This window comes from Rubrivivax albus, assembly GCF_004016515.1.
Taxonomy (GTDB): Bacteria; Pseudomonadota; Gammaproteobacteria; order Burkholderiales; family Burkholderiaceae_C; genus Rubrivivax; species Rubrivivax albus.
In genome coordinates, this window is the sequence record NZ_SACT01000013.1 from 25,639 (window position 1) to 45,605 (window position 19,967).

Here is a 19,967-nt window from a genome sequence, read left to right on the forward strand (position 1 = left end):
GGCGCCTTCAGCAGTTCGCGCCGTTGACCAGGCGCTGCAGACCGTCCTGGTCGAGGATGCGGATCTGGCGCTGCTTGACCTCCAGGAAGCCTTCGTCCTGGAACTTGGAGAAGGTGCGGCTCACGGTCTCCAGCTTCAGCCCCAGGTAGCTGCCGATCTCCTCGCGCGTCATGCGCAGGATCAGCTCGCTGGCCGAGAAGCCGCGGCTCTGCAGGCGTTGCGTCAGGTTCAGCAGGAAGGCCGCCAGGCGCTCCTCGGCCCGCATGCTGCCCAGCAGCAGCATCACGCCATGGTCGCGCACGATCTCGCGGCTCATGATGCGGTGGAACTGGCGCTGCAGGTCCGACACCTCGCGCGACAGGTCCTCCAGCTGGTGGAAGGGGATGATGCAGACCTGCGAGTCTTCCAGCGCCACCGCGTCGCAGGTGTGGCGTTCGGTGCCGATGCCGTCCAGCCCCAGCAGCTCACCGGCCATCTGGAAGCCGGTGACCTGGTCGCGGCCGTCCTCGCTGGCCACGCAGGTCTTGAAGAACCCGGTGCGCACGGCGTAGAGGGACTGGAACGCCTCGCCGCTGCGGAACAGCGTGTCACCGCGCTGCACGGTGCGGCGGGTGGACACCAGCGTGTCCAGCTTGAGCAGCTGGTCGTTGGACATGCCCACCGGCAGGCAGAGTTCGCGCAGGTTGCAGTTCGAACAGGCGACCTTGAAGGGTTCGAGGCGGAGCGGCGGCGTGGCGGTGGACATCGGATGATGATCGGTCAGGGGTTGCCCGCATTGTGGCGCGTCAAAGGCGCCGTCCGGACACCATAGAGCATTCGCACACTTGAGCCAAGTCAAGTTCACGCGAGCGGTCTTTGGCACAGTCGCGGCATGGACACTGCCGCCACCCCCGTTGCCGCCCAGGATCAGCCGCTGGTCATCCCCGACGAGACCCTGCGCCGTCTGGACGTGCCGGGGCCGCGCTACACCTCCTACCCCACGGCCGACCGCTTCATCGAGGCCTTCGGGCCCGACGCCTACCGGCAGGCCCTGCAGGAACGCGCCCAGGGCGCGCGCGTGGGGGGCGCTGCGCCGCTGTCGCTGTACGTGCACGTGCCGTTCTGCGAATCGGTCTGCTACTACTGCGCCTGCAACAAGGTCATCACCAAGCACCACGACCGGGCGGCCGAGTACCTGGACGCGCTGGACCAGGAGATCGCGCTGCACACGGCCGAACTGGGCACCGGCCAGCCGGTGTCGCAGCTGCACCTGGGCGGCGGCTCGCCCACCTTTCTGAGCGACGACGAACTGCGGCGCCTCATGGCCAGCCTGCGTGCGGCCTTCCGCGTGGTGGCCGGCGCCGAGATCTCCATCGAAGTCGACCCGCGCACCGCCAGCCCGGCGCGCCTGCGCGAGCTGGCGGCCATGGGCTTCAACCGCATCAGCTTCGGCATCCAGGATTTCGACCCCGACGTGCAGCAGGCCGTGCACCGGGTGCAGAGCTTCGAGAGCGTGCGCGACCTCGTGCTCGGCGCGCGCGAGTGTGGCTTCGAGTCCATCAACGCCGACCTCATCTACGGCCTGCCCAAGCAGACGCCGGCGTCGTTCCAGCGCACCATCGCCCAGGTCTGCGAACTGCGGCCCGACCGCATCGCGCTCTACGCCTACGCGCACCTGCCGGCGCGCTTCAAGCCGCAGCGCCGCATCCACGCCGAAGACCTGCCGCCGGCCGATGCGCGCATCGGCATGCTGGGCGCGGCCATCTCCGGTTTCACCGGGCACGGCTACACCTACATCGGCATGGACCACTTCGCGCTGCATGGCGACGCCCTGGCCGCGGCCAAGCGCCAGGGCCGCCTGCACCGCAACTTCCAGGGCTACAGCACGCAGCCCGACTGTGACCTCATCGGCCTGGGCGTGTCGTCCATCGGCCGCATGGGCGCCACCTACAGCCAGAACGCGAAGACGCTGCCCGAGTACTACGACGCCCTGCGCCAGGGCCAGCTGCCCACCGTGCGCGGGCTGGCGCTGTCGCGCGACGACCTCGTGCGCCGCGCCGTGATCATGGCGCTGATGTGCCAGGGACGGGTGGAGTTCGAGTCGATCTCGCTGGCGCACCTGGTGCGCTTCGAGGACTACTTCGCCGCCGAGATCGAGGCCCTGCGCCCGATGGTCGACGAAGGTCTGGTCGAGATCGACGACGACGGCATCAGCGTCACCGCCAATGGCTGGTTCTTCGTGCGCGCCGTGGCGCTGACCTTCGACCGCTACCTGCGCGCCGACCAGAACCGCGAGCGTTTCTCCCGCATCGTCTGACAGACTCGCAGCATGGAGTTCGCGCTGCTGCTCAGTGCGTTGGCCCTGGGGCTGGCCGGCGTGCCGCATTGCGTGGCCATGTGCGCCGCACCCTGTGCCGCCGTCACCGGCCGCGGTGCCACCGGCCCTACCGCCTGGACCTTCCACGCCGCGCGCACCCTGTCGTACGCCGCTGCCGGCGCCGTGGCCGCCGGCAGCATCGGTGCGCTTGCGGCGCTGGCCGCCTGGAGCCCGCTGCTGCGCCCCATATGGACCCTGCTGCACGCCGCGGCGCTGGTGCTGGGCCTGTGGTTGCTGTGGCAGGGCCGCCAGCCGGTGTGGCTGGAGTCGCTGGGCCGTGGCAGCGCCCGTGCCGCCGGGCCGGCGGCCGGCTGGCAACGGGTGCAGGGGCCGGCGAAGGCCGGGGCCGCCGGCCTGGCCTGGGTGGCCTGGCCCTGCGGGCTGCTGCAGTCGGCCCTGGTGCTGGCTGCGCTGGCCAACGGTCCGGCCGGCGGCGCGCTGGTGATGACGGGCTTCGCCCTCGTCACCGCGGCAGGTTTGATGGTGGGCCCCGCGCTGTGGTCCTGGTTCGGCGGTGGTGCGGTGGCGGCGCGCGTGTCGACCTGGGCGGTGCGCGCCTCCGGCGCCATGATCGCCGTGGCCGCCGGCTTTGCGCTGACGCACGGTGTGTGGGCCGACTTCGTGGCCTGGTGCACCACCTGATCGCCTGCTGCACCGGCAGCCGGGCCGGCGTGCGGTGAAGCCTTCAGGCCGGCACGGCGCGTCGCATACGGTAGGCCAGCTGGGCCCGCGTGAGCCCGAGCAGGCGCGCGGCGGCGGCCAGGTTCCCATCGGCGCGTGCCACGGCCTCCTGCATCAGCCGGCGTTCCACGTCGTCCAGCCGCAGGCCACCCGTGGCGGGCGCCAGCAGGTCCAGCAGCGCCGGTTCTGCCGGCGGCACGGCGGGCGCCTGCCTGCCGGCCACCCCGCTGCCGAGCGCGCCGCTGCCCTGCACCGACAGCAGGCCCAGCTGCGCGAACTGCTCGCGCCTGAGCATGTGCGGCAGGTCGATGACACCGCCTTCGTCGGCGCTGATCACGCCGCGCTCGACCATGTTCTGCAACTCGCGGATGTTGCCGGGGAAGTCGTAGGCCAGCATGGCGCGCACGGCGCGCGGCGTGTAGCCCAGCATCCGGCGTCCGTGCTGGTGGCCGTAGACGTGCAGGAAGTGGCTCATCAGCAGCGGGATGTCCTCGCGCCGCTCACGCAGCGGCGGCAGGTGGATGGGGTAGACGTCCAGCCGGTAGAACAGGTCCTCGCGGAAGCGCCCGGCCTGCACGGCGGCGCGCAGGTCCTCGTTGGTGGCTGCGACCAGGCGCACGTCGGGCCGCAGCGTGCGCGTGCCACCCACGCGTTCGATCTCGCCTTGCTGGATCGCGCGCAGGAGCTTGCCCTGGCTGGTCAGGCTCAGGGTCCCGATCTCGTCGAGGAACAGGGTGCCGCCGTCGGCACGCTCGAAACGCCCGGGCCGCGACTGGCCGGCGCCGGTGAAGGCTCCACGTTCGACGCCGAACAGCTCGGCCTCAACAAGCGTCTCGGGGATCGCCGCGCAGTTCACCGCCACGAACGGGCGTTCGCGTCGCGGGCTGATGCGGTGCAGCGTCTGCGCGAACATCTCCTTGCCGACGCCCGACTCGCCGGTGAACAGCACGGCCGCACGCGTCGGCGCCACGCGGTCGAGCATGTGGCAGGCCGCCTTGAAGGCCGATGAGACGCCGACCATGCTGGCGCCGTCATCGGCCAGCGGCGCACCCAGCACCGGCGCCTGCCCGTGGCTGCGCGTGGCCAGGAACTCCTGTGCGTTCAGGTAGCGCAGGTCTTCGGTCACGTCGCCCCAGGCCTCGGCCACCTTGCCGATCACGCGGCACTGCGCGCTGCCCATCGAGCGGCACTCCACCTCGCGGAACACCACCAGCCGCCCCATCAGCCCGGTGACGTAGCCGCTGGCGTACCCCAGCTGCATCCAGCACGCCGGCTCGGTCCCGATGCCGTAGGCGGCGATGTGTTCGTCGTCCTCGGTGGCGTGCTGCCAGAGGAACTCGCCGTGGTAGTGCCCGCGCTCGGGGTCGATCTCGTACTCCACCGGGATGACCTTGACCACACCCTCCAGCGCATGCAGCCGGGTGCCGGCCATGAAGACCGAGACCAGGTCACCGTCGGGCCAGCGTTCGCGCACCAGCCGCGCATCGCGGGCGCCCGACTCGTAGCCGGCCCGCGTGAGCAGCCCGCGTGCGCGGTCCAGGCCCAGGGTCTCGATCAGCTCACGCCGCAGGGTGCCGATGGCGGCCGTGTGCATCAGCACCATGCGCTGGTCGTCGAGCCAGATGCGCCCGTCGCCCGGGGCAAAGAACAGGCACTCGGACAGGTCGTCCAGCTGGGGGCGCAGGGTGGCCTCCGGCGGCAGCGGCGCCCCGCGCTGCATCAGCGCGCCCGTGCGACGTGAGGCCTCGGCCAGCGAAATTCGGTCGGAAGGCGGCGCGGTCATGGCTCAGATGGTCAAGTGGTGGCGGGCCGAGTGTGGCGGCGGTTGATCATTTCATCAATCCTGAGTCCGGGTCCGACCCGATGCGGCGCTGCGGCGCCGGCACGTCCGCGACATCCGGGAAAGCACGGAGCCGTCCCTCTGAAAACGGGTCGCCTGCAACGACGTTTTGTCGGATTGCCACTGGCAGCGGGCACGTGGGTTGCGCTGGAGCGGGCATCCGGCCCCCGTGGCCGTGCCACCGCCACCCCCAGGAGACCCGATGTCCGCGAACCCCCTGCTCGCCGCCGACTGCCAGGACGGCTGCTTCTTCGTCGATGGCCGCTTCGTGCCGGCCGACACCACCCGCGATGTGACCGAGCCCGCCACGGGCCAACGCCTGGGCCGCTGCGCCATCGCCGGCGCCGAGGCCATGCGCAGTGCCATCGCCGGCGCCAGCGCGGCACAGGCGGCGTGGGCGGCCACGCCGCCGCGCGAGCGTGCCGCGGTGCTGCTGCGCGCAGCGCAGGCACTGCAGTCGCACTTCGACGAGGGTGCGCTGGCCATCGCCCGCGAGACCGGCGGCATCGTGCCCAAGGGCCAGCATGAGATGCGGGAAGCCGTGGTGATCTGCCAGATCGCCGCCGGCCTGCCGCTGCAGGCCCAGGGCCAGGTGCTGCCCAGCACGCCTGGGCGGCTGTCGCTGGCCACGCGCGTGCCGCACGGCGTGGTCGGCGTGATCTCGCCCTTCAACTTCCCGCTCATCCTGGGCATTCGCGCGGTGGCGCCGGCGCTGGCGCTGGGCAACGCGGTGGTGCTCAAGCCAGACCCGCGCACCCCCGTCTCGGGCGGCACGATCATGGCCGAGGCCTTCGCCCGCGCCGGTCTGCCGGCCGGGCTGCTGCAGGTGCTGCCGGGTGATGCCGAGGCCGGCGAGGCCCTGGTCACGGACCCGCGGGTCCCGATGATCGCCTTCACCGGTTCGCCCGCCGTGGGGCGGCGCATCGGCGAGCTGGCGGGCCGGCACCTGAAGAAGGTCTCGCTGGAACTCGGCGGCGCCAACAACCTGGTGGTGCTGGACGATGCCGACCCCGACGCCGCCGCCAGCGCCATCGCCTTCGGCGCCTGGTTCCATCAGGGCCAGATCTGCATGGCCAGCAACCGCGTGCTGGTGCACGAGGCCATCGCCGGGGCCATCCGCGAACGCCTGGTGGGCAAGGCCACGCACCTGCCGGTGGGCGACGGCGCCAGCGGGCAGGTGGCCCTGGGCCCGATGATCGACGCCAGGCAGCTGCAGCGCTTCGACCAGATCGTCAAGGACACGGTGGAGCAGGGCGCCCGCCTGGAAGCCGGCGGCACCCATGAGGGCCTTTGCTACAAGCCCACGGTGCTGTCGGGCGTGAAGCCCGGCATGCGCGCCTTCGACGAGGAGCCCTTCGGCCCGCTGGTCAACCTGGTCACGTTCCGCAGCGACGAAGAAGCGGTGACGCTGGCCAACCAGAGCCAGGGCGGCCTGGCCGCGGCGGTGATCGGCCGCGACGTGGCCCGGGCGCTGGCCATCGGCCGGCGGCTGAACGCCGGCATGGTCCACATCAACGACCAGACCGTCAACGACGAGTGCACCAACCCCTTCGGCGGCCCCGGCCTGGGTGGCAACGGCAGCGCCGTGGGCGGGCCGGCGGACATCGACGAATACACCCGCTGGCAGTGGGTGACGGTGAAGGACGCGCCGCCGGCCTTCCCCTTCTGACCCCCCACCCATCGACTCCCCACCCATCCCGCAGACCACGGGCCACCTCCGCGTGGCGCAAGGAGACACCATGAACCGCACCCCTTCGACTTCGCGCCGCCGCCTGCTTCAGGGCGGCCTGGCTGCCGCCGCCGTCGGCGGCTTTCCTGCCCTGTCGCGTGCCCAGGCCGGCAGGCTGCGCGTGGGCTTCGTCAGCCCGCAGTCCGGGCCGCTGGGCATCTTCGGCGAGGCCGACGGCTGGGTGCTGGACCGCGTGCGCCAGGCCAGCGGTGGCCAGGTCGAGGCCGGTGGCAAGCGCTATGCGCTGGAGTTCATCGTCAAGGACACGCAGTCCAACCCGGTGCGCGCCGCGGCGGTGGCCAAGGAACTGATCAATGCCGACCGCGTGGACCTGGTGCTGTCGACGTCGACGCCGGAGACCGTCAACCCGGTGGCCGACGCCTGCGAGGCCGCCGGCGTGCCGGCGCTGTCGACGACCGCGCCCTGGGAGGCCTTCTACTTCGGCCGTGGCGCCAAGCCGGGCCAGCCGTCGCCCTTCAAGTGGGCCCACCACTTCTGCTTCGGCGTGGGCAATTTCGCCACGCTGTACGCCGACCAGTGGAGCAAGGTGCCCACGAACAAGAAGGTGGGCATGCTTCTGCCGGCCGATGCCGACGGCAACGCCATCCGCGGCCTGCTGATCCCGGCCCTGCAGAAGGCCGGCTTCACGGTGGTGGACGCCGGGCCGTACCAGAACGGCGTGGCCGACTTCTCCGCGCAGATCCAGACCTTCCGCCGGGAGGGCGTGGAGATCTTCAACACCTTCCCGTTCCCGCCGGACTTCGCCGTCTTCTGGCGCCAGGCAGCGCAGCGCGGTCTGGCGCGCCAGCTCAAGATCGTGCAACTGGCCAAGGCGGGCTTGTTCTCGGCCGAGATGGAGGCCCTGGGCCCGCTGGGGCGTGGCCTGCACGCCGGCGCCTACTGGCACCCGGCCTTTCCCTTCGCCAGCCCTTCCACGGGGTTGAGCAGCCGCGAGCTGGCCACACGCTGGGAGGCCGAGCGCGGCAAGGGCTGGACGCAGCAGATCGGCGCCACCGCCTCGCTGTTCGACGCTGCCCTGGCGGCCCTGCGCGCCACCGACGCGCCGGGTGACCGGGCCGCATTGGCCGCAAGCCTGGGCAGGCTGAAGGCAGAAACCACCGTGGGCACGGTGGACTTCACCGCCGGCCCGGTGCCGCAGTGCGCCACCACCGGCCTGGTGGGCGTGCAGTGGATGCCGGCGCCTGCCGGGGCGAAGAACCGGATGGAGCCGGTGATCGTTGCCAACGCCGACAACCCGCGCGTGCCGCTGCAAGGCACCATGACGGCCTACCAGCTGCCGTGATGCGTGCCGCCGACGGCACCGCGGTGCCCCTGCTGCAAGGCCTTGGCCTGCGTAAACGCTTCGGCTCGCTCGAGGTGCTCTGCGGTGTGGACCTGACGCTCCGGGCCGGCGAGGCCCTGGGTGTGGTCGGGCCCAATGGTGCGGGCAAGACCACGCTGTTCGGCGTGCTGGCCGGCGCGCTGCCGGCCAGCGCAGGCACGCTGCACTTCGACGGCCAGGACCTGGCCGGCTGGCCGGCAGACCGGCGCTGCCGGGCCGGCCTGGCCCGCACCCACCAGGTGCCGCGGCCGTTCCTGGGCATGACGGTGCTGGAGAACGTGCTGGTGGGGGCGCAGCATGGCGCCGGCCTGCGCGGCGCCGCGGCCACGCAGGCCGCGCTGCAGGCGCTGGACCGCGCCGGCATGGCCCCGCTGGCGGGGCGTCCGGCCGCTGCGCTGGGCCTGCTGGACCGCAAGCGGCTGGAGCTGGCCCGTGCGTTGGCCACCCGGCCGCGGGTGCTGCTGCTCGACGAGATCGGCGGCGGGCTCACCGAGGCCGAACTGGCGCAGCTGGTGGCGCTGCTGCGGGCGCTGCGCGGCGACGGCCTGACGCTGGTGTGGATCGAGCATGTGCTGCATGCGCTGATGGGCGTGGTCGACCGCCTGCTGTGCCTGGACGCCGGCAGCGTGCTGGCCGAAGGCGACCCGCAGGCGGTGATGGCCGACCCACGGGTGCGGGCGGCCTACGTGGGCGGTGCGATGGATGCGGCAGCGGAGGTGGCGGCATGACGGTGCTGGAGATCCGGGCCCTGGAGGGGCGCCACGGCGACCTCGTCGCCGTGCGCGGCGTGTCGCTGGCGCTGGCGCGCGGCGAGGTGGTGGCGCTGGTGGGCGCCAACGGCGCAGGCAAGAGCACGCTGCTGCGCACCCTGGCCGGGGCGCACCCGGCTGCAGCGGGGCAGGTGGTGCTCGAAGGTGTGGACGTCACCGCCTGGCCGGCCCACCGCCGCCTGCGCCAGGGGCTGGCGCTGGTGCCCGAGGGCCGCCGCCTGTTCGGCGACATGAGCGTGCGCGACAACCTGCGCGTGGCCGGCGAGAACGGCCGCCGCGGGCCGTGGACACTGGAGACGGTGCTGGCCGCGCTGCCCGCACTGGCGCCGCTGCTGGGCCGCCCGGCGGCGGCGCTGTCGGGCGGGCAGCGGCAGGCGGCGGCCATCGGCCGCGCGCTGATGGCCAATCCCGAGCTGCTGGTGATGGACGAGGTCTCGCTCGGGCTGTCGCCGCTGGCGGTGCAGTCGCTGTACGACACGCTGGCGGCGCTGCGCGCGCAGCGCCGGGTGACGATGCTGATCGTCGAGCAGGACCTGGCGCGGGCCCAGGCCTTCGCCGACCGCCTGGTCTGCCTGCGCGAAGGCCGGGTGGTGCTGGACGCTGCTGCCGACATGCTGGACCGCGACCGCATCACCGAGGCCTATTTCGGCATGGAGACGTCCTCATGATCGATGCCCTGATCCAGGGTGTGCTGCTCGGCGGCCACTACGCCATCCTTGCCGCCGGGCTGTCGCTGATGTTCGGCGTCATGCGCATCATCAACCTGGCGCACGGCGACCTTGCGGTGCTGGGCGCCTACTGCGTGCTGACGCTGACGCCGCACGTCGGCGGTTCGCCCTGGCTGGCGCTGGTGGTGGTGCTGCCGGCGATGGGGCTGCTGGGCGTGCTGCTGCAGCGAGCGCTGTTCGCCCGCACGCTGCGCGCCGGCATCCTGCTGCCGCTGCTGGTGAGCTTCGGCCTGGGGGCGCTGATCCAGAACGCGCTGTTCGGCGGCGTGGGCTCGGAAGCGCGCTCGCTGGCCAATCACATCGGCGAACTGGCCTGGGCCGCATGGAGCCTGCCGGGCGAGGTGCTGCCGGACCTGATGCTGGGGCAGCTGCCGGTGCTGACGCTGGTGCTGGCAGTGGGCGTGCTGGCCGCGCTGCAGGCGCTGCTGAGCTTCACGCCGCTGGGGCGCGCGATCCGCGCCGCCGCCAGCGACCCCGAGGCCGCCACCCTGTGCGGGGTGGATGCTGCCCGCGTGCACCGCGCGGCTGCGGCCATCGCCGTGGCGACCGCGGCACTGGCCGGTGCGCTGCTGGCCATGCGGGCCACGGTGGAGCCCTTTGCCGGGCCGATGCTGCTGATCCAGGCCTTCCAGGCGGTGGTGATCGGCGGCATCGGCTCGCTGTGGGGCACGCTCGGCGGCGGCATCGCGCTGGGCGTGGCGCAGAGCCTGGGGGCGCAGTTGTCGCCGCAGGGCTTCCAGCTCGCCGGCCATGCGCTGTTCCTGGCCGTGCTGGGGCTGCGCCTGTGGCGGCAGCACCGCCATGCGCTGGGGCTGCCGGCGTGGCCGCGCGTGCCGCAACGGGAGGCCCGCACATGACGACCCCCACCCACACCGGCACGAAGCCCTTGCCCCTGGCGGCACTGGGCGCCCTGATGCTGCTGGGTGCGGCCGCGGTGCTGCCGCTGGTGGCCGGTGCCTCGGTGGTCGACAAGGCCACCACGCTGCTGGTCTACCTGCTGCTGGCCACCAGCTGGAACCTGCTGGCCGGCTACGCGGGCCTGGTCTCGGTGGGGCAGCAGGCCTTCTTCGGCCTGGGCGGCTACTTCGCGCTGCGCCTGGTGGACGGCGGCGTCGATGCCTGGCCGGCCCTGCTGCTGGGCGCGGCCGGTGCGGCGCTGGCGGCCTGGCTGTTGAGCTTCTACGTGCTGCGCCTGAAGGACGGCGAGTTCGCGGTGGCGACCTGGGTGCTGGCCGAGGCCATCCGCATCCTCGTCATGCTCGACCCACTGGTGCAGGGCGAGACCGGCACTTCGCTGATCGCGCTCAATGCCGTCGAGCCCACGCTGCGCCGCAACCTGGCCTATGCGCTGGCGCTCGCGGCGCTGGCGGGCGTGAGCCTGCTGCTGTGGTGGCTGCTGCGCAGCCCGACCGGCCTGGCCGCGCGGGCGCTGGGCGACGACGACGAGGCGGCGGTGTCGCTGGGCGTGCGTGCCATGCGCACGCGGCAGCTGATCTACGTGGTCGCGGCCCTGGCCGCCGGCCTGGCCGGCGTGATCTGGCTGGCCAGTGCCATCACCTTCCTGCCGCGCACCAACTTCGGCGTGCAGTGGTCGGTGCTGATGCTGTTCATGGTGCTCGTCGGTGGTCTGCGCAGCATCGAAGGCCCGTACATCGGCGCGCTGCTGCTGTTCCTGCTGCAGGAGACGCTGGGGCACCTGGGCGCCTGGTACCTGGCCGGTCTGGGCGCCCTGGCCGTGGCCTGCGCGCTGTGGCTGCCCGACGGCCTGGCCGGTGCACTGCGGCGCTGGCGGGGCCGGCCCCTGATTTCCCTGGGCGGGCATCTGCCCGCCTCAACCCCCGTCGCTGTCGAAAGGAGACACACCCCATGAGCACCCTGCTGGGCAAGACCATCGTCGTCACCGGCTGCAGTTCCGGCATCGGCGCCGAGACCGTGCGCCTGCTGCGCACACGCGGCGCCCGCGTGATCGGCATGGACCGCCATGAACCGCTGTTGTCGCTGGACGGCTTCGTCAAGGCCGACCTGTCGGAGCAGGCGGCGATCGACGACGCCGTCCGGCAATTGCCCGAGCGCATCGACGCGCTGGCCAACGTGGCCGGTGTGCCCGGCACGGCGCAGGCCGACGCGGTGGCGCGCGTGAATTTCCTGGGCCTGCGCCACCTGAGCCTGCGCCTGCTGGAACGCATGGGCGAGGGCGGCAGCATCGTCAACGTGTCCTCCATCCTCGGTGCCGAGTGGCCGGCGCGGCTGGAGGCACACCGTGCCCTGGCCGAGACGCCGGGGTTCGAGGCCGGCCTGGCCTGGCTGGCGCGCCACCCGGTGGCGCAGGAGACCTGCTACCAGTACTTCAAGGAAGCCCTCATCGTCTGGACGCTGACGCAGTCGCAGAAGATCTTCCTCCGGCAGGGCGTGCGCATGAACTGCGTCGCGCCGGGCCCGGTGCTCACGCCCATCCTCGGCGACTTCGTCGCCATGCTGGGCGAAGAGCGTGTGCAGAAGGACGCCCACCGCATGAAGCGCCCGGCCCTGGCCGACGAGGTGGCCCCCGTGATCGCCTTCCTTTGCAGCGACGACGCACGCTGGGTCAGCGGCATCAACCTGCCGGTGGACGGCGGGCTGGCCTCCACCTACGTCTGAGGGGATCGATCGTGCCGGAGCACCGTAGCGCCGATCCCTCCACCCGCCGCGCCGTGGCCGGTGGCCTCGTCGTTGGCAGCCGCGAGCCCGACGGCACCCTGGCGTGGCGCGGCGTGCCCTACGCCGCTCCACCCACGGGGGCGTTGCGCTGGCGCGCCCCGCAGCCCGTGGCGCCCTGGGCCGGCGAGCGGCCCGCGCTGGCCCAAGGCGCCATGGCGCCGCAGGTGGGCGGCCTGCTCGCCGGCCTGCCGCCGGCGCAGCACGGCCAGGTGGTGGGCGACGAGGACTGCCTCACGCTGAATGTCTTTGCGCCCGCGCCGGGCGGCGAGCCGCGCCCGGTGATGGTGTGGATCCACGGCGGCGCGCTGTCGGTGGGCACCTCGGCCACCTACGACGTGGCCCGCAACCTTGCCCGTGAGGACGGGGTGGTGGTGGTCACGATCAACTACCGCCTGGGCGTGCTGGGCTGGTTCGCCCACCCGGCGCTCGCGGCCGATGCCACGCCCGAGGAACGGTCCGGCAACTTCGGCCTGCTCGACCAGATCGCCGCGCTGCGCTGGGTCCGCGAACACATCGCCGTGTTCGGCGGCGACCCGGGCAGGGTCACCGTATTCGGCGAATCGGCCGGCGGGCAGAGCGTGCTGCTGCTGCTGGCCAGCCCGCTGGCTGCGGGGCTCTTCCACCGTGCCATCGCGCAGTCGCCGGTGGCCGAGACCTTTGCGTTCGACGCAGCCGTGCATGGTGAGCCCGGCGCCGTGCTGGACAGCCGCCGCTGCGGCGCACTGGAGGTCACCCGGCGCGTCCGCCAGGCCGCGGTCGACCGAGGGGAGCCCGGGCCGGCCGACGAGGCCGCCTTCCTGCGTGGCTGCACGCCGGCGCAGTTGCTTGGCGCGTGCCGACCCGGCAGCGTCGGCATCTCGCTGTCGCCGCGGCCCGCGCGCGACGGCGTCGTGCTGCCCATGGAACCGCTCGCGCAGGTGTTCGCGTCGGGCCGCTGGAACCGCATGCCGGTGCTGCTGGGCAGCAACCGCGACGAGATCCGTACCTTCGTGGCCGACAAACCCGAGCATGTGCGACTGCTGGGCGGGAAGCTGCCGCTGCTGCGCAACCGGGCGGCCTACCTGGCGGAGACGTCCACCTTGTCCGCCGCCTGGCGGGCACTGCATGTGGACGCGCCCGCCGACGCCATGCTCGCCGGCGGCCACGCCGACGTCTGGACCTACCGTTTCGACTGGGACGAGGCGCCAGCCGTGCCCTTCGTGCGGCCGGACCTGCTGCTGGGCGCCGCGCACGCGATGGAGATGCCCTTTGTCTTCCGTGACCTCGCCGGCGAGATGGACCTCTTCAAGGTCTTCACCCGCGGCAACCGGCCTGGCCGCGGGGCCGTGGCCGCCGCCATGGGGCAGGCCTGGACCAGCTTCGCGCGCGACGGCGTGCCCCGCCTGCCCGGCGGCGCGACGTGGCCGCGACGTCAGACGGGCGAGGGCGCCGACAGCCTGCAGATCGACACCCCGCGCGGCGGCGGGTTGCGCATGGCCGCACTTCGCCGCCGCATGGCCGAGATCAAGCAGGGCCTGCTCGAGGCCGCGTGGCCGCCCCACTGGCGGTGTCGCATCTACGCCCGCATGCTGCTGTGGTCGCCGCTGTTCGAGGGCCATGGCAGCGCCGCGGAGTACGCCGCCTGGGCACGGGCCCTGGGTGTCGACGCCGCCCCCGAGGCCTTCCGTCCGGGCATGGAAATCTGAGGGTGGTGCGGGACGGGCGGGTCCGCGACATGCGCCAGCGCGCGCCGGGCCTCTCGGCGTGCTTCCGTCATGTGGAATGACCGTCCGAACCGTGCAATCTGTCAGGCGTCCGACAGCGTCCGCCGTAGAATCTTTCGCGTCCGGCGAGACCCCCTCGCCCCCTGGAGACAAGCGTCCATGTACCAGCACATCAAGGTGCCCGCAGCCGGGCAGAAGATCAGCGTCAATGCCGACGGTTCGCTGAACGTTCCCGACGAGCCGATCATTCCCTACATCGAGGGCGATGGCACCGGCCTGGACATCACGCCGGTGATGCTGAAGGTGGTGGACGCGGCGGTGGCCAAGAGCTACGGCGGCAAGCGCAAGATTCACTGGATGGAGGTCTATGCCGGCGAGAAGAGCACGCGCGTGTACGGCCCGGACGTCTGGCTGCCGGAAGAGACGCTGCACGCCGTGCGCGACTACGTCGTCAGCATCAAGGGCCCGCTGACCACGCCGGTGGGCGGCGGCATCCGCAGCCTGAACGTGGCGCTGCGCCAGGAACTCGACCTCTACGTCTGCCTGCGCCCGATCCAGTACTTCAAGGGCGTGCCCAGCCCGCTGAAGGCGCCGGAGAAGACCAACATGGTCATCTTCCGTGAGAACAGCGAAGACATCTACGCCGGCATCGAGTACGAGGCGCAGACCGACAAGGCCAAGAAGGTCATCAAGTTCCTGATCGAGGAGATGGGGGTCAAGAAGATCCGCTTCCCCGAGACCAGCGGCATCGGCATCAAGCCCGTGTCCATCGAAGGCACGGAGCGCCTGGTGCGCAAGGCCATCCAGTACGCCATCGACAACGACAAGCCCAGCGTCACGCTCGTGCACAAGGGCAACATCATGAAGTTCACCGAGGGTGGCTTCCGTGACTGGGGCTACGCACTGGCGAAGAAGGAATTCGGCGCGGTCGAGATCGACGGCGGCCCGTGGTGCAGCTTCAAGAACCCGAAGACCGGCAAGGACATCGTCATCAAGGACAGCATCGCCGACGCCTTCCTGCAGCAGATCCTGCTGCGCCCGGCGGAGTACTCGGTGATCGCCACGCTGAACCTCAACGGCGACTACGTCTCCGACGCCCTGGCGGCCCAGGTGGGCGGCATCGGCATCGCCCCGGGTGCAAACCTGAGCGACAGCGTCGCGATGTTCGAGGCCACCCACGGTACCGCGCCCAAGTACGCGGGCAAGGACTACGTGAACCCGGGCTCCGAGATCCTCAGCGCCGAGATGATGCTGCGCCACATGGGCTGGACCGAGGCGGCCGACCTCATCATCGCCAGCATGGAGCGCTCCATCGCCAGCAAGAAGGTCACCTACGACTTCGCGCGCCTCATGGACGGTGCCACGCAGGTCAGCTGCTCGGGCTTCGGGCAGGTGATGATCGACCACATGTGACCTCGCTCCACGGCGTCCCATGACGCCCCGTAAGCCCCTGATTTTGTTGAAGAAATCAGGGGCTTCGTCTTTTCAGCACGTCTCACGGCAGACCACGAAATCCCGCCCTTTTGGCGTACCTAAAGGCGGGTGGAGAGGAGAAAAACCCTCCAGATTCCTCCATTTGGAGGGGCCGCCAACTGCCCTTGTGAGACCCTACATGAGACTCTGCAACTACTCCCTGACCCCAACCCGGATCAGCAGCGCGAAGCCACGCTCACGACTGTATAAGCTCACTGACGGTGGGGGCTTGTTCGTCGAGGTCAGCGCCGCAGGGCTGAAGACTTGGCGCTACCAGTACCGATTTGGCGGAAGCCGCCGAGAGATCACGATCGGCAAGTTCCCGGAGGTCGGCGTCGCCGATGCTCGAGAGAGGCACTTTGAGATGCGGGCGATGCTTGAGCGTGGCATCGACCCGCTCGATGCCCGTCGGCAGCAAGAGAGTGCACGGCGCGAGCGATCTGCAGAAGCACGAGCGGCTGGCGACGATTTCGAGTCGTTCTCGCGCCGCTGGATCCGGGAGCGCTTGGCGACCAAATCGGAGACCTACCGACGCCAGGTCGAGTCAAGACTGGAGAGGTTCGTGTGGCCTGGGATCGGCAGCAAGCCACTCAGCGCCGTTCGCCCGGCGGACGTCCTGGAGATCATCGAGGCTCGGAGAGCCACGCCGAAGACAGCGGAAGGCGTCAGGCAACACATCCAGCAGATCTACAACTACGCGATCCAGAAACTGCTGGTCGAGGTCAACCCGGCCTTGCCACTGCGAGGCGTGATCGAGGTGCCTGCTGCCGAGCACCACCGGCATCTGACCGAGCCAGAACTCGGAGCCTTCTGGCGGTCGGTGGCGAAACAGGGCGCGCACTTCGTGACCATCGGTGCCACACGGATGCTCATGTACACGATGTGCCGCAAGTCAGAGGTGCTGCGCGCTCGGTGGCGCGAGTTCGATCTCGAGCGGGCCCAGTGGGACATCCCGGCCGAGCGCATGAAGATGAAGGCGCCGCACCGTGTCTACCTGTCCCGGCAGGCACTCGAACTCCTCGGGCTGCTGAAGGCGTTCGGGTCGGAGCCGCAGGCATACGTGTTCCCGTCGGTTCTTCGTGCCGCGGTGCCGCTGGGCGACGCTACGCTGAACCACTTCTTCAAGCGACTCGACTTCGGCGTTCCGGACTTCTCGCCCCACGGGACCCGAGGCACGGCGGCGACGCTGCTTCGCGAGCACGGATTCAGCCGCGAGGTGGTCGAGCTGCTTCTGGCGCATGCCGAGCGAAACAAGGTGACGGCCGCGTATCACCATCATGAGATGGCTGACGAGCGGCGGCGTGCGCTTCAGTACCTCGCGGATCAGATAGACAGGCTCGCTCAAGCTGCCCACCACGGGTCGACAGTCGCTGAAGCAAGGGACTCGACAACTGCAGCCGCCTGAGACGGAGCACTGTCGCAACTTGAAACGGGCCTCTGGCTGTGCGGTAGATCGAGTAGTACGCTGCGCCAGGGCACTGGTTCTGCCTTGGACTGTCACAACCCCCATGCGAAAGACCATCTTCGTTGCGCTAGTTCTACTTGGCTGCGCGGCTGGCCTACTGGCCTCCATGAAGGACGATTGGGCCACGCGAGTCGTGCTGTCCATGATCGGCGCACTGGTCGGAGCCGCGGTGGGAGGTGCGCTGACTCATCGATCCGGCACCAAGGGTCGTTCGGAGCTGGACGACTCCATTCCCGGGATGGGAACTTCGACGGCCGACATTGCGGCCAACTACTGGCGAGACAGGGGCCAGCCGCCGCTGATGAAGCCGCCGTTGCGGCCGCCGGATTACCACATCCACGACCCGGACCGGCTGGCATGACTACCTTCGCTTCAGAAGGTCCTTCACCGCATCGGCTGCGCCCTCGGCGGACTCTTTGGCATCTGCAGCTACTTGTTTGGCGGCGCGTTTGAGCAGTGATTGCCCCGCGACCAGTGTTCCGTCCTCGCTTCGCCCCGAGTCCGCAGCAGAGCCCAACGCGCCGCTCTGTTGCTGAACGCCTTTGCGGATCGCCTGGCCGCGCCGTGAAACTGCGTCACGGACTGTGTCAGGCATGCTCTGTGGAGGGGCTGCGCCAGCTGGTAGACCGGGCTGGCGAGCGACTGCAGCATCACCGGTGCGTTTCGCTCTCTCGATGTCTGGGCCCTCTGCCAGCTGACTGGCCTGCCGTGCATGCTGGGTCCTGAGGGACTCAAACGACAGCGGCACGGCAGTACCGTCAGAGAGGGTCCGGTTCGGTCCGAGTGACTGCCTGGCAAGCTCGGCCTCCATCAGGGCACGGGCAGCGGCACTCGTGCCACCGTACTGCTCGGCGTACCGTGTGAACATGGCGAGGTTGTGCGGGTCCTGGGCAATGTCGAGCGCGATCACCTCACCCCGTTCATAGGCTGCGCTCACGCGCTCCGCATAGGCGCTCCGATCTGAGAGACCGGCCTCGGCGCGCGAACTCCGGGTAGAGCTCGAGTTCAAGCGTGAAGACAGTTCCCGTGCCTCGCGGGCGTCAGATGCGACAACCGACGCGAAGCTTGAGTCGCGGGACACTCGGTCGCCGAACTGCTTGAACTCGGCCAACTGCTCCGAGGTCAAGGCGCCCAGTACCCTCTGCTGGTCTGCCGAAAGCCCCGCCAGGTATCCCTTCTCTGCGTTGGCAGTTGCTCGAGCGCCGGCAACTGGTGTGGAGACACCGAGATGACCAGAGGCGCCGAAAGCGATTCGTGCGACTTGCGACTGGCTCATCCCCGTGCTGTCGGCGACGCTCCTCGTGATCTGGTCCAACCGGTTCAGCGTCTGCCCCAACTGCTCGAAGCTGCTGGATGTAGACCCCGTGCTGCTTCGCGATGACTTCAGCTTTGCCAAGCCCTTGGTGAATGCCTCGGACAGCACCGCCGAACGTTCGGTGCTGGCGGCAACGGCTTCGCTTCGGGCTGCGTCGACTTGGCGGCTGGCGTCCTGGACATCCTGCTCGCTCACGCGCATCGAGACGACCCGGGACGCGTAGCCCTGGTTGCGCAGCAGGCTGACGGCGGTCCGGCCGGTCAGCATGTTCGACGAGAAGGTGTTGCCGCTGATGTCGTTCTGCCAGTTGCTCATGAACGCGGACGTCCGGTTCGGCGCGAGCCGGATCTGGTCCATGGAGACATTGCCCATGCTCAGATTGCCCGCGGCGGCACCTGCCGTGGCGCCGGCCACCATCGACTGCAGGCCTGAGAGACCGCCCACCAGCGCGGTGCCAAAGGTCTCCATCCGCTTGAGCGCCGCCCAGGCGATGAACGGGATGCTGATCGCCAGATAGCCGACCACGGCCTCGCCGGAGATCGCCCGGGAGTAGATCGTCGATGCCGTCTGCAGCGACAGGGCCTTGGCGCCGCTGCCCAGGTCAGCCGCCGCCGCGAGGTCGTAGACGGCGTAGATCGACGCCATGTAGTTGAGCACGGCGTACAGCGGTGGCCAGAGCTGGATCCAGATCAGCACCGCCGCATAGCCCTTGAACGCTAGCATGGTCTCGCGCCCGCTGGTCAGCAGCATCAGCAGGACGAGAAGGGGGAACAGCGCGTAGGTGATGGCCTCGATCACGTTGCGGAACACCGGCAGCGCCTGCTCGGCGACCTTGCCGGCGTTCAGCCAGGCTGCGTTCTGCTGCGCCACGGACTGCGCCCGCCCGACGGCCAGCACCATGGCCGCAGGGTCGTTCACCTTCTGACCGATGATGTTGCTGGTGTCGTTGATCGCATTCAGCACCGCGTTCTGGCGGATCAGGTCGGCCGCCGTCGCGGCCGCGGTCGCGATGCTGTTCTTCAGGTAGGCCTGCTGGATCTGCCCGGCGATGGCGGCATTGGCGGCCGCCGCCGGTAGCGTCGGATTGAGCTGGAAGGCGAGCTTGCCCTGGATGCGAGTCAGCTGCGCCGGCAGCCGGCCGTTGAGGTTCGTGTAGGCGTTCGGGCAGGTGTCGACGGTGATCGAGCCGCCGGCGCTGGTCAGGGTCGTGAAGCGGGCCGGGTTGGGCGATGCCATCAGCGCCCACACGTCGTCCGAGCTCGAGAACGTACCCGGATCGACCGTGCCGTCGATCAGGTCGTACATCGTGCAGTTGTGGATGAAGTTGACCAGGTCCGTGCGGAAGTTCGGATCCTGGAAGGCGACGCCTCCGGTCTCCCGGATGAGGCGGTTGCCGAACATCAGGCCGTTCTTCGCGTAGCTCAGTTCGCTTGGCAGGGCGCCGACACCCGGGATGACCTGGAAGGCCGTCTCGAACAGGCCCGTGAGCGTGTGCCCGACCGTGCTGGTGACGCTGCCCAGGAAGGCGACGCCGAACGGGACGTTGGCCACCACCTTCACGGCAGATCCGCCAGTCTTGTCGACGACGCCCACAGTCACCCTCGGCACGATGAGGACGGAGAACACCAGCAGTACCGTGGCCAGCCACTTCCACCCCTGCAGCTTCTCGGGCGCGAAAGCGTAGGCCACCAGCGCCGCGATGAACCCGCAGAAGGCCACGGCGGCGACCGCCGCCATATAGTCGCCAGAGCCGTGGATGGCTGCCGCAGCGTTGAAGATGCCGAACAGGCTGTCGGCGTTCTGGTAGGCGTAGATCTCCCACATGCGTCGCTCCTGGGGATTGGCCCGCCTCCGGGTTGCCGGCGCGG

General features: G+C 70.4%; 16 protein-coding genes. 13 read left to right on the forward strand and 3 right to left on the reverse strand.

Annotated elements, in window-relative coordinates:
• Positions 1–7: 7 nt before the first annotated feature.
• Positions 8–745, reverse strand: a complete 738-nt coding sequence (gene fnr, locus ENE75_RS23765; RefSeq protein WP_128201395.1) for a fumarate/nitrate reduction transcriptional regulator Fnr — start codon at positions 743–745, stop codon at positions 8–10.
• Positions 746–871: 126 nt separating this feature from the next.
• Here fnr and hemN point away from each other — a divergent pair, with 126 nt between their 5' ends.
• Positions 872–2,296 carry an oxygen-independent coproporphyrinogen III oxidase gene (gene hemN, locus ENE75_RS23770; protein WP_128201398.1) on the forward strand — a complete coding sequence of 475 codons (1,425 nt, stop codon included), beginning with the start codon at positions 872–874 and terminating at the stop codon, positions 2,294–2,296.
• A 12-nt stretch (positions 2,297–2,308) separates the two neighbouring features.
• Positions 2,309–2,998 carry a sulfite exporter TauE/SafE family protein gene (locus ENE75_RS23775; protein WP_128201400.1) on the forward strand — a complete coding sequence of 230 codons (690 nt, stop codon included), beginning with the start codon at positions 2,309–2,311 and terminating at the stop codon, positions 2,996–2,998.
• Positions 2,999–3,041: 43 nt separating this feature from the next.
• On the opposite strand, the gene ENE75_RS23780 is transcribed toward ENE75_RS23775, so the two are convergent.
• The gene (locus ENE75_RS23780) at positions 3,042–4,820 is read right to left on the reverse strand and encodes a sigma-54-dependent Fis family transcriptional regulator (protein WP_128201402.1); all 1,779 of its coding nucleotides are present in this window, start codon (positions 4,818–4,820) and stop codon (positions 3,042–3,044) included.
• Positions 4,821–5,079: 259 nt separating this feature from the next.
• Here ENE75_RS23780 and ENE75_RS23785 point away from each other — a divergent pair, with 259 nt between their 5' ends.
• The 11 genes from ENE75_RS23785 to ENE75_RS23835 all read left to right on the forward strand — a co-directional run bounded on the left by ENE75_RS23785 (position 5,080) and on the right by ENE75_RS23835 (position 17,145).
• Positions 5,080–6,546 (forward strand): aldehyde dehydrogenase family protein, encoded by a 1,467-nt coding sequence (locus ENE75_RS23785; RefSeq protein ID WP_128201404.1) that lies wholly within the window; start codon positions 5,080–5,082, stop codon positions 6,544–6,546.
• A 70-nt stretch (positions 6,547–6,616) separates the two neighbouring features.
• Complete coding sequence (locus tag ENE75_RS23790) at positions 6,617–7,909, forward strand: ABC transporter substrate-binding protein (protein ID WP_128201406.1); 1,293 nt, start codon at positions 6,617–6,619, stop codon at positions 7,907–7,909.
• Positions 7,909–8,676: an ABC transporter ATP-binding protein gene (locus tag ENE75_RS23795; protein ID WP_128201408.1), complete on the forward strand. Its 768-nt coding sequence runs from the start codon at positions 7,909–7,911 to the stop codon at positions 8,674–8,676. The genes ENE75_RS23790 and ENE75_RS23795 overlap by 1 nt, the downstream gene beginning before the upstream one ends.
• Positions 8,673–9,386, forward strand: coding sequence for an ABC transporter ATP-binding protein (locus ENE75_RS23800; RefSeq protein WP_128201410.1), 714 nt, complete (start codon positions 8,673–8,675; stop codon positions 9,384–9,386). Before ENE75_RS23795 ends, ENE75_RS23800 begins: the two co-directional genes overlap by 4 nt.
• On the forward strand, positions 9,383–10,303 hold the full coding sequence (locus tag ENE75_RS23805; RefSeq protein ID WP_128201413.1) for a branched-chain amino acid ABC transporter permease: 921 nt from the start codon (positions 9,383–9,385) through the stop codon (positions 10,301–10,303). The genes ENE75_RS23800 and ENE75_RS23805 overlap by 4 nt, the downstream gene beginning before the upstream one ends.
• On the forward strand, positions 10,300–11,316 hold the full coding sequence (locus tag ENE75_RS23810) for a branched-chain amino acid ABC transporter permease (protein ID WP_128201416.1): 1,017 nt from the start codon (positions 10,300–10,302) through the stop codon (positions 11,314–11,316). Before ENE75_RS23805 ends, ENE75_RS23810 begins: the two co-directional genes overlap by 4 nt.
• Entirely contained in the window at positions 11,313–12,083 is a 771-nt protein-coding gene (locus ENE75_RS23815; RefSeq protein WP_128201418.1) for a coniferyl-alcohol dehydrogenase, read from the forward strand. Before ENE75_RS23810 ends, ENE75_RS23815 begins: the two co-directional genes overlap by 4 nt.
• Positions 12,084–12,094: 11 nt before the next feature.
• Positions 12,095–13,828, forward strand: a complete 1,734-nt coding sequence (locus ENE75_RS23820; RefSeq protein WP_233259256.1) for a carboxylesterase/lipase family protein — start codon at positions 12,095–12,097, stop codon at positions 13,826–13,828.
• A 177-nt stretch (positions 13,829–14,005) separates the two neighbouring features.
• Positions 14,006–15,259 carry an NADP-dependent isocitrate dehydrogenase gene (icd, locus tag ENE75_RS23825; protein WP_128201419.1) on the forward strand — a complete coding sequence of 418 codons (1,254 nt, stop codon included), beginning with the start codon at positions 14,006–14,008 and terminating at the stop codon, positions 15,257–15,259.
• Positions 15,260–15,458: 199 nt separating this feature from the next.
• Positions 15,459–16,724, forward strand: a complete 1,266-nt coding sequence (locus tag ENE75_RS23830; protein WP_128201421.1) for a tyrosine-type recombinase/integrase — start codon at positions 15,459–15,461, stop codon at positions 16,722–16,724.
• A 103-nt stretch (positions 16,725–16,827) separates the two neighbouring features.
• The gene (locus ENE75_RS23835) at positions 16,828–17,145 is read left to right on the forward strand and encodes a hypothetical protein (protein WP_128201423.1); all 318 of its coding nucleotides are present in this window, start codon (positions 16,828–16,830) and stop codon (positions 17,143–17,145) included.
• Here the strand turns inward: ENE75_RS23835 and ENE75_RS23840 are convergent, their stop codons facing one another.
• Positions 17,146–19,923 (reverse strand): conjugal transfer protein TraG N-terminal domain-containing protein, encoded by a 2,778-nt coding sequence (locus ENE75_RS23840; RefSeq protein WP_128201425.1) that lies wholly within the window; start codon positions 19,921–19,923, stop codon positions 17,146–17,148.
• Positions 19,924–19,967 lie beyond the last annotated feature (44 nt).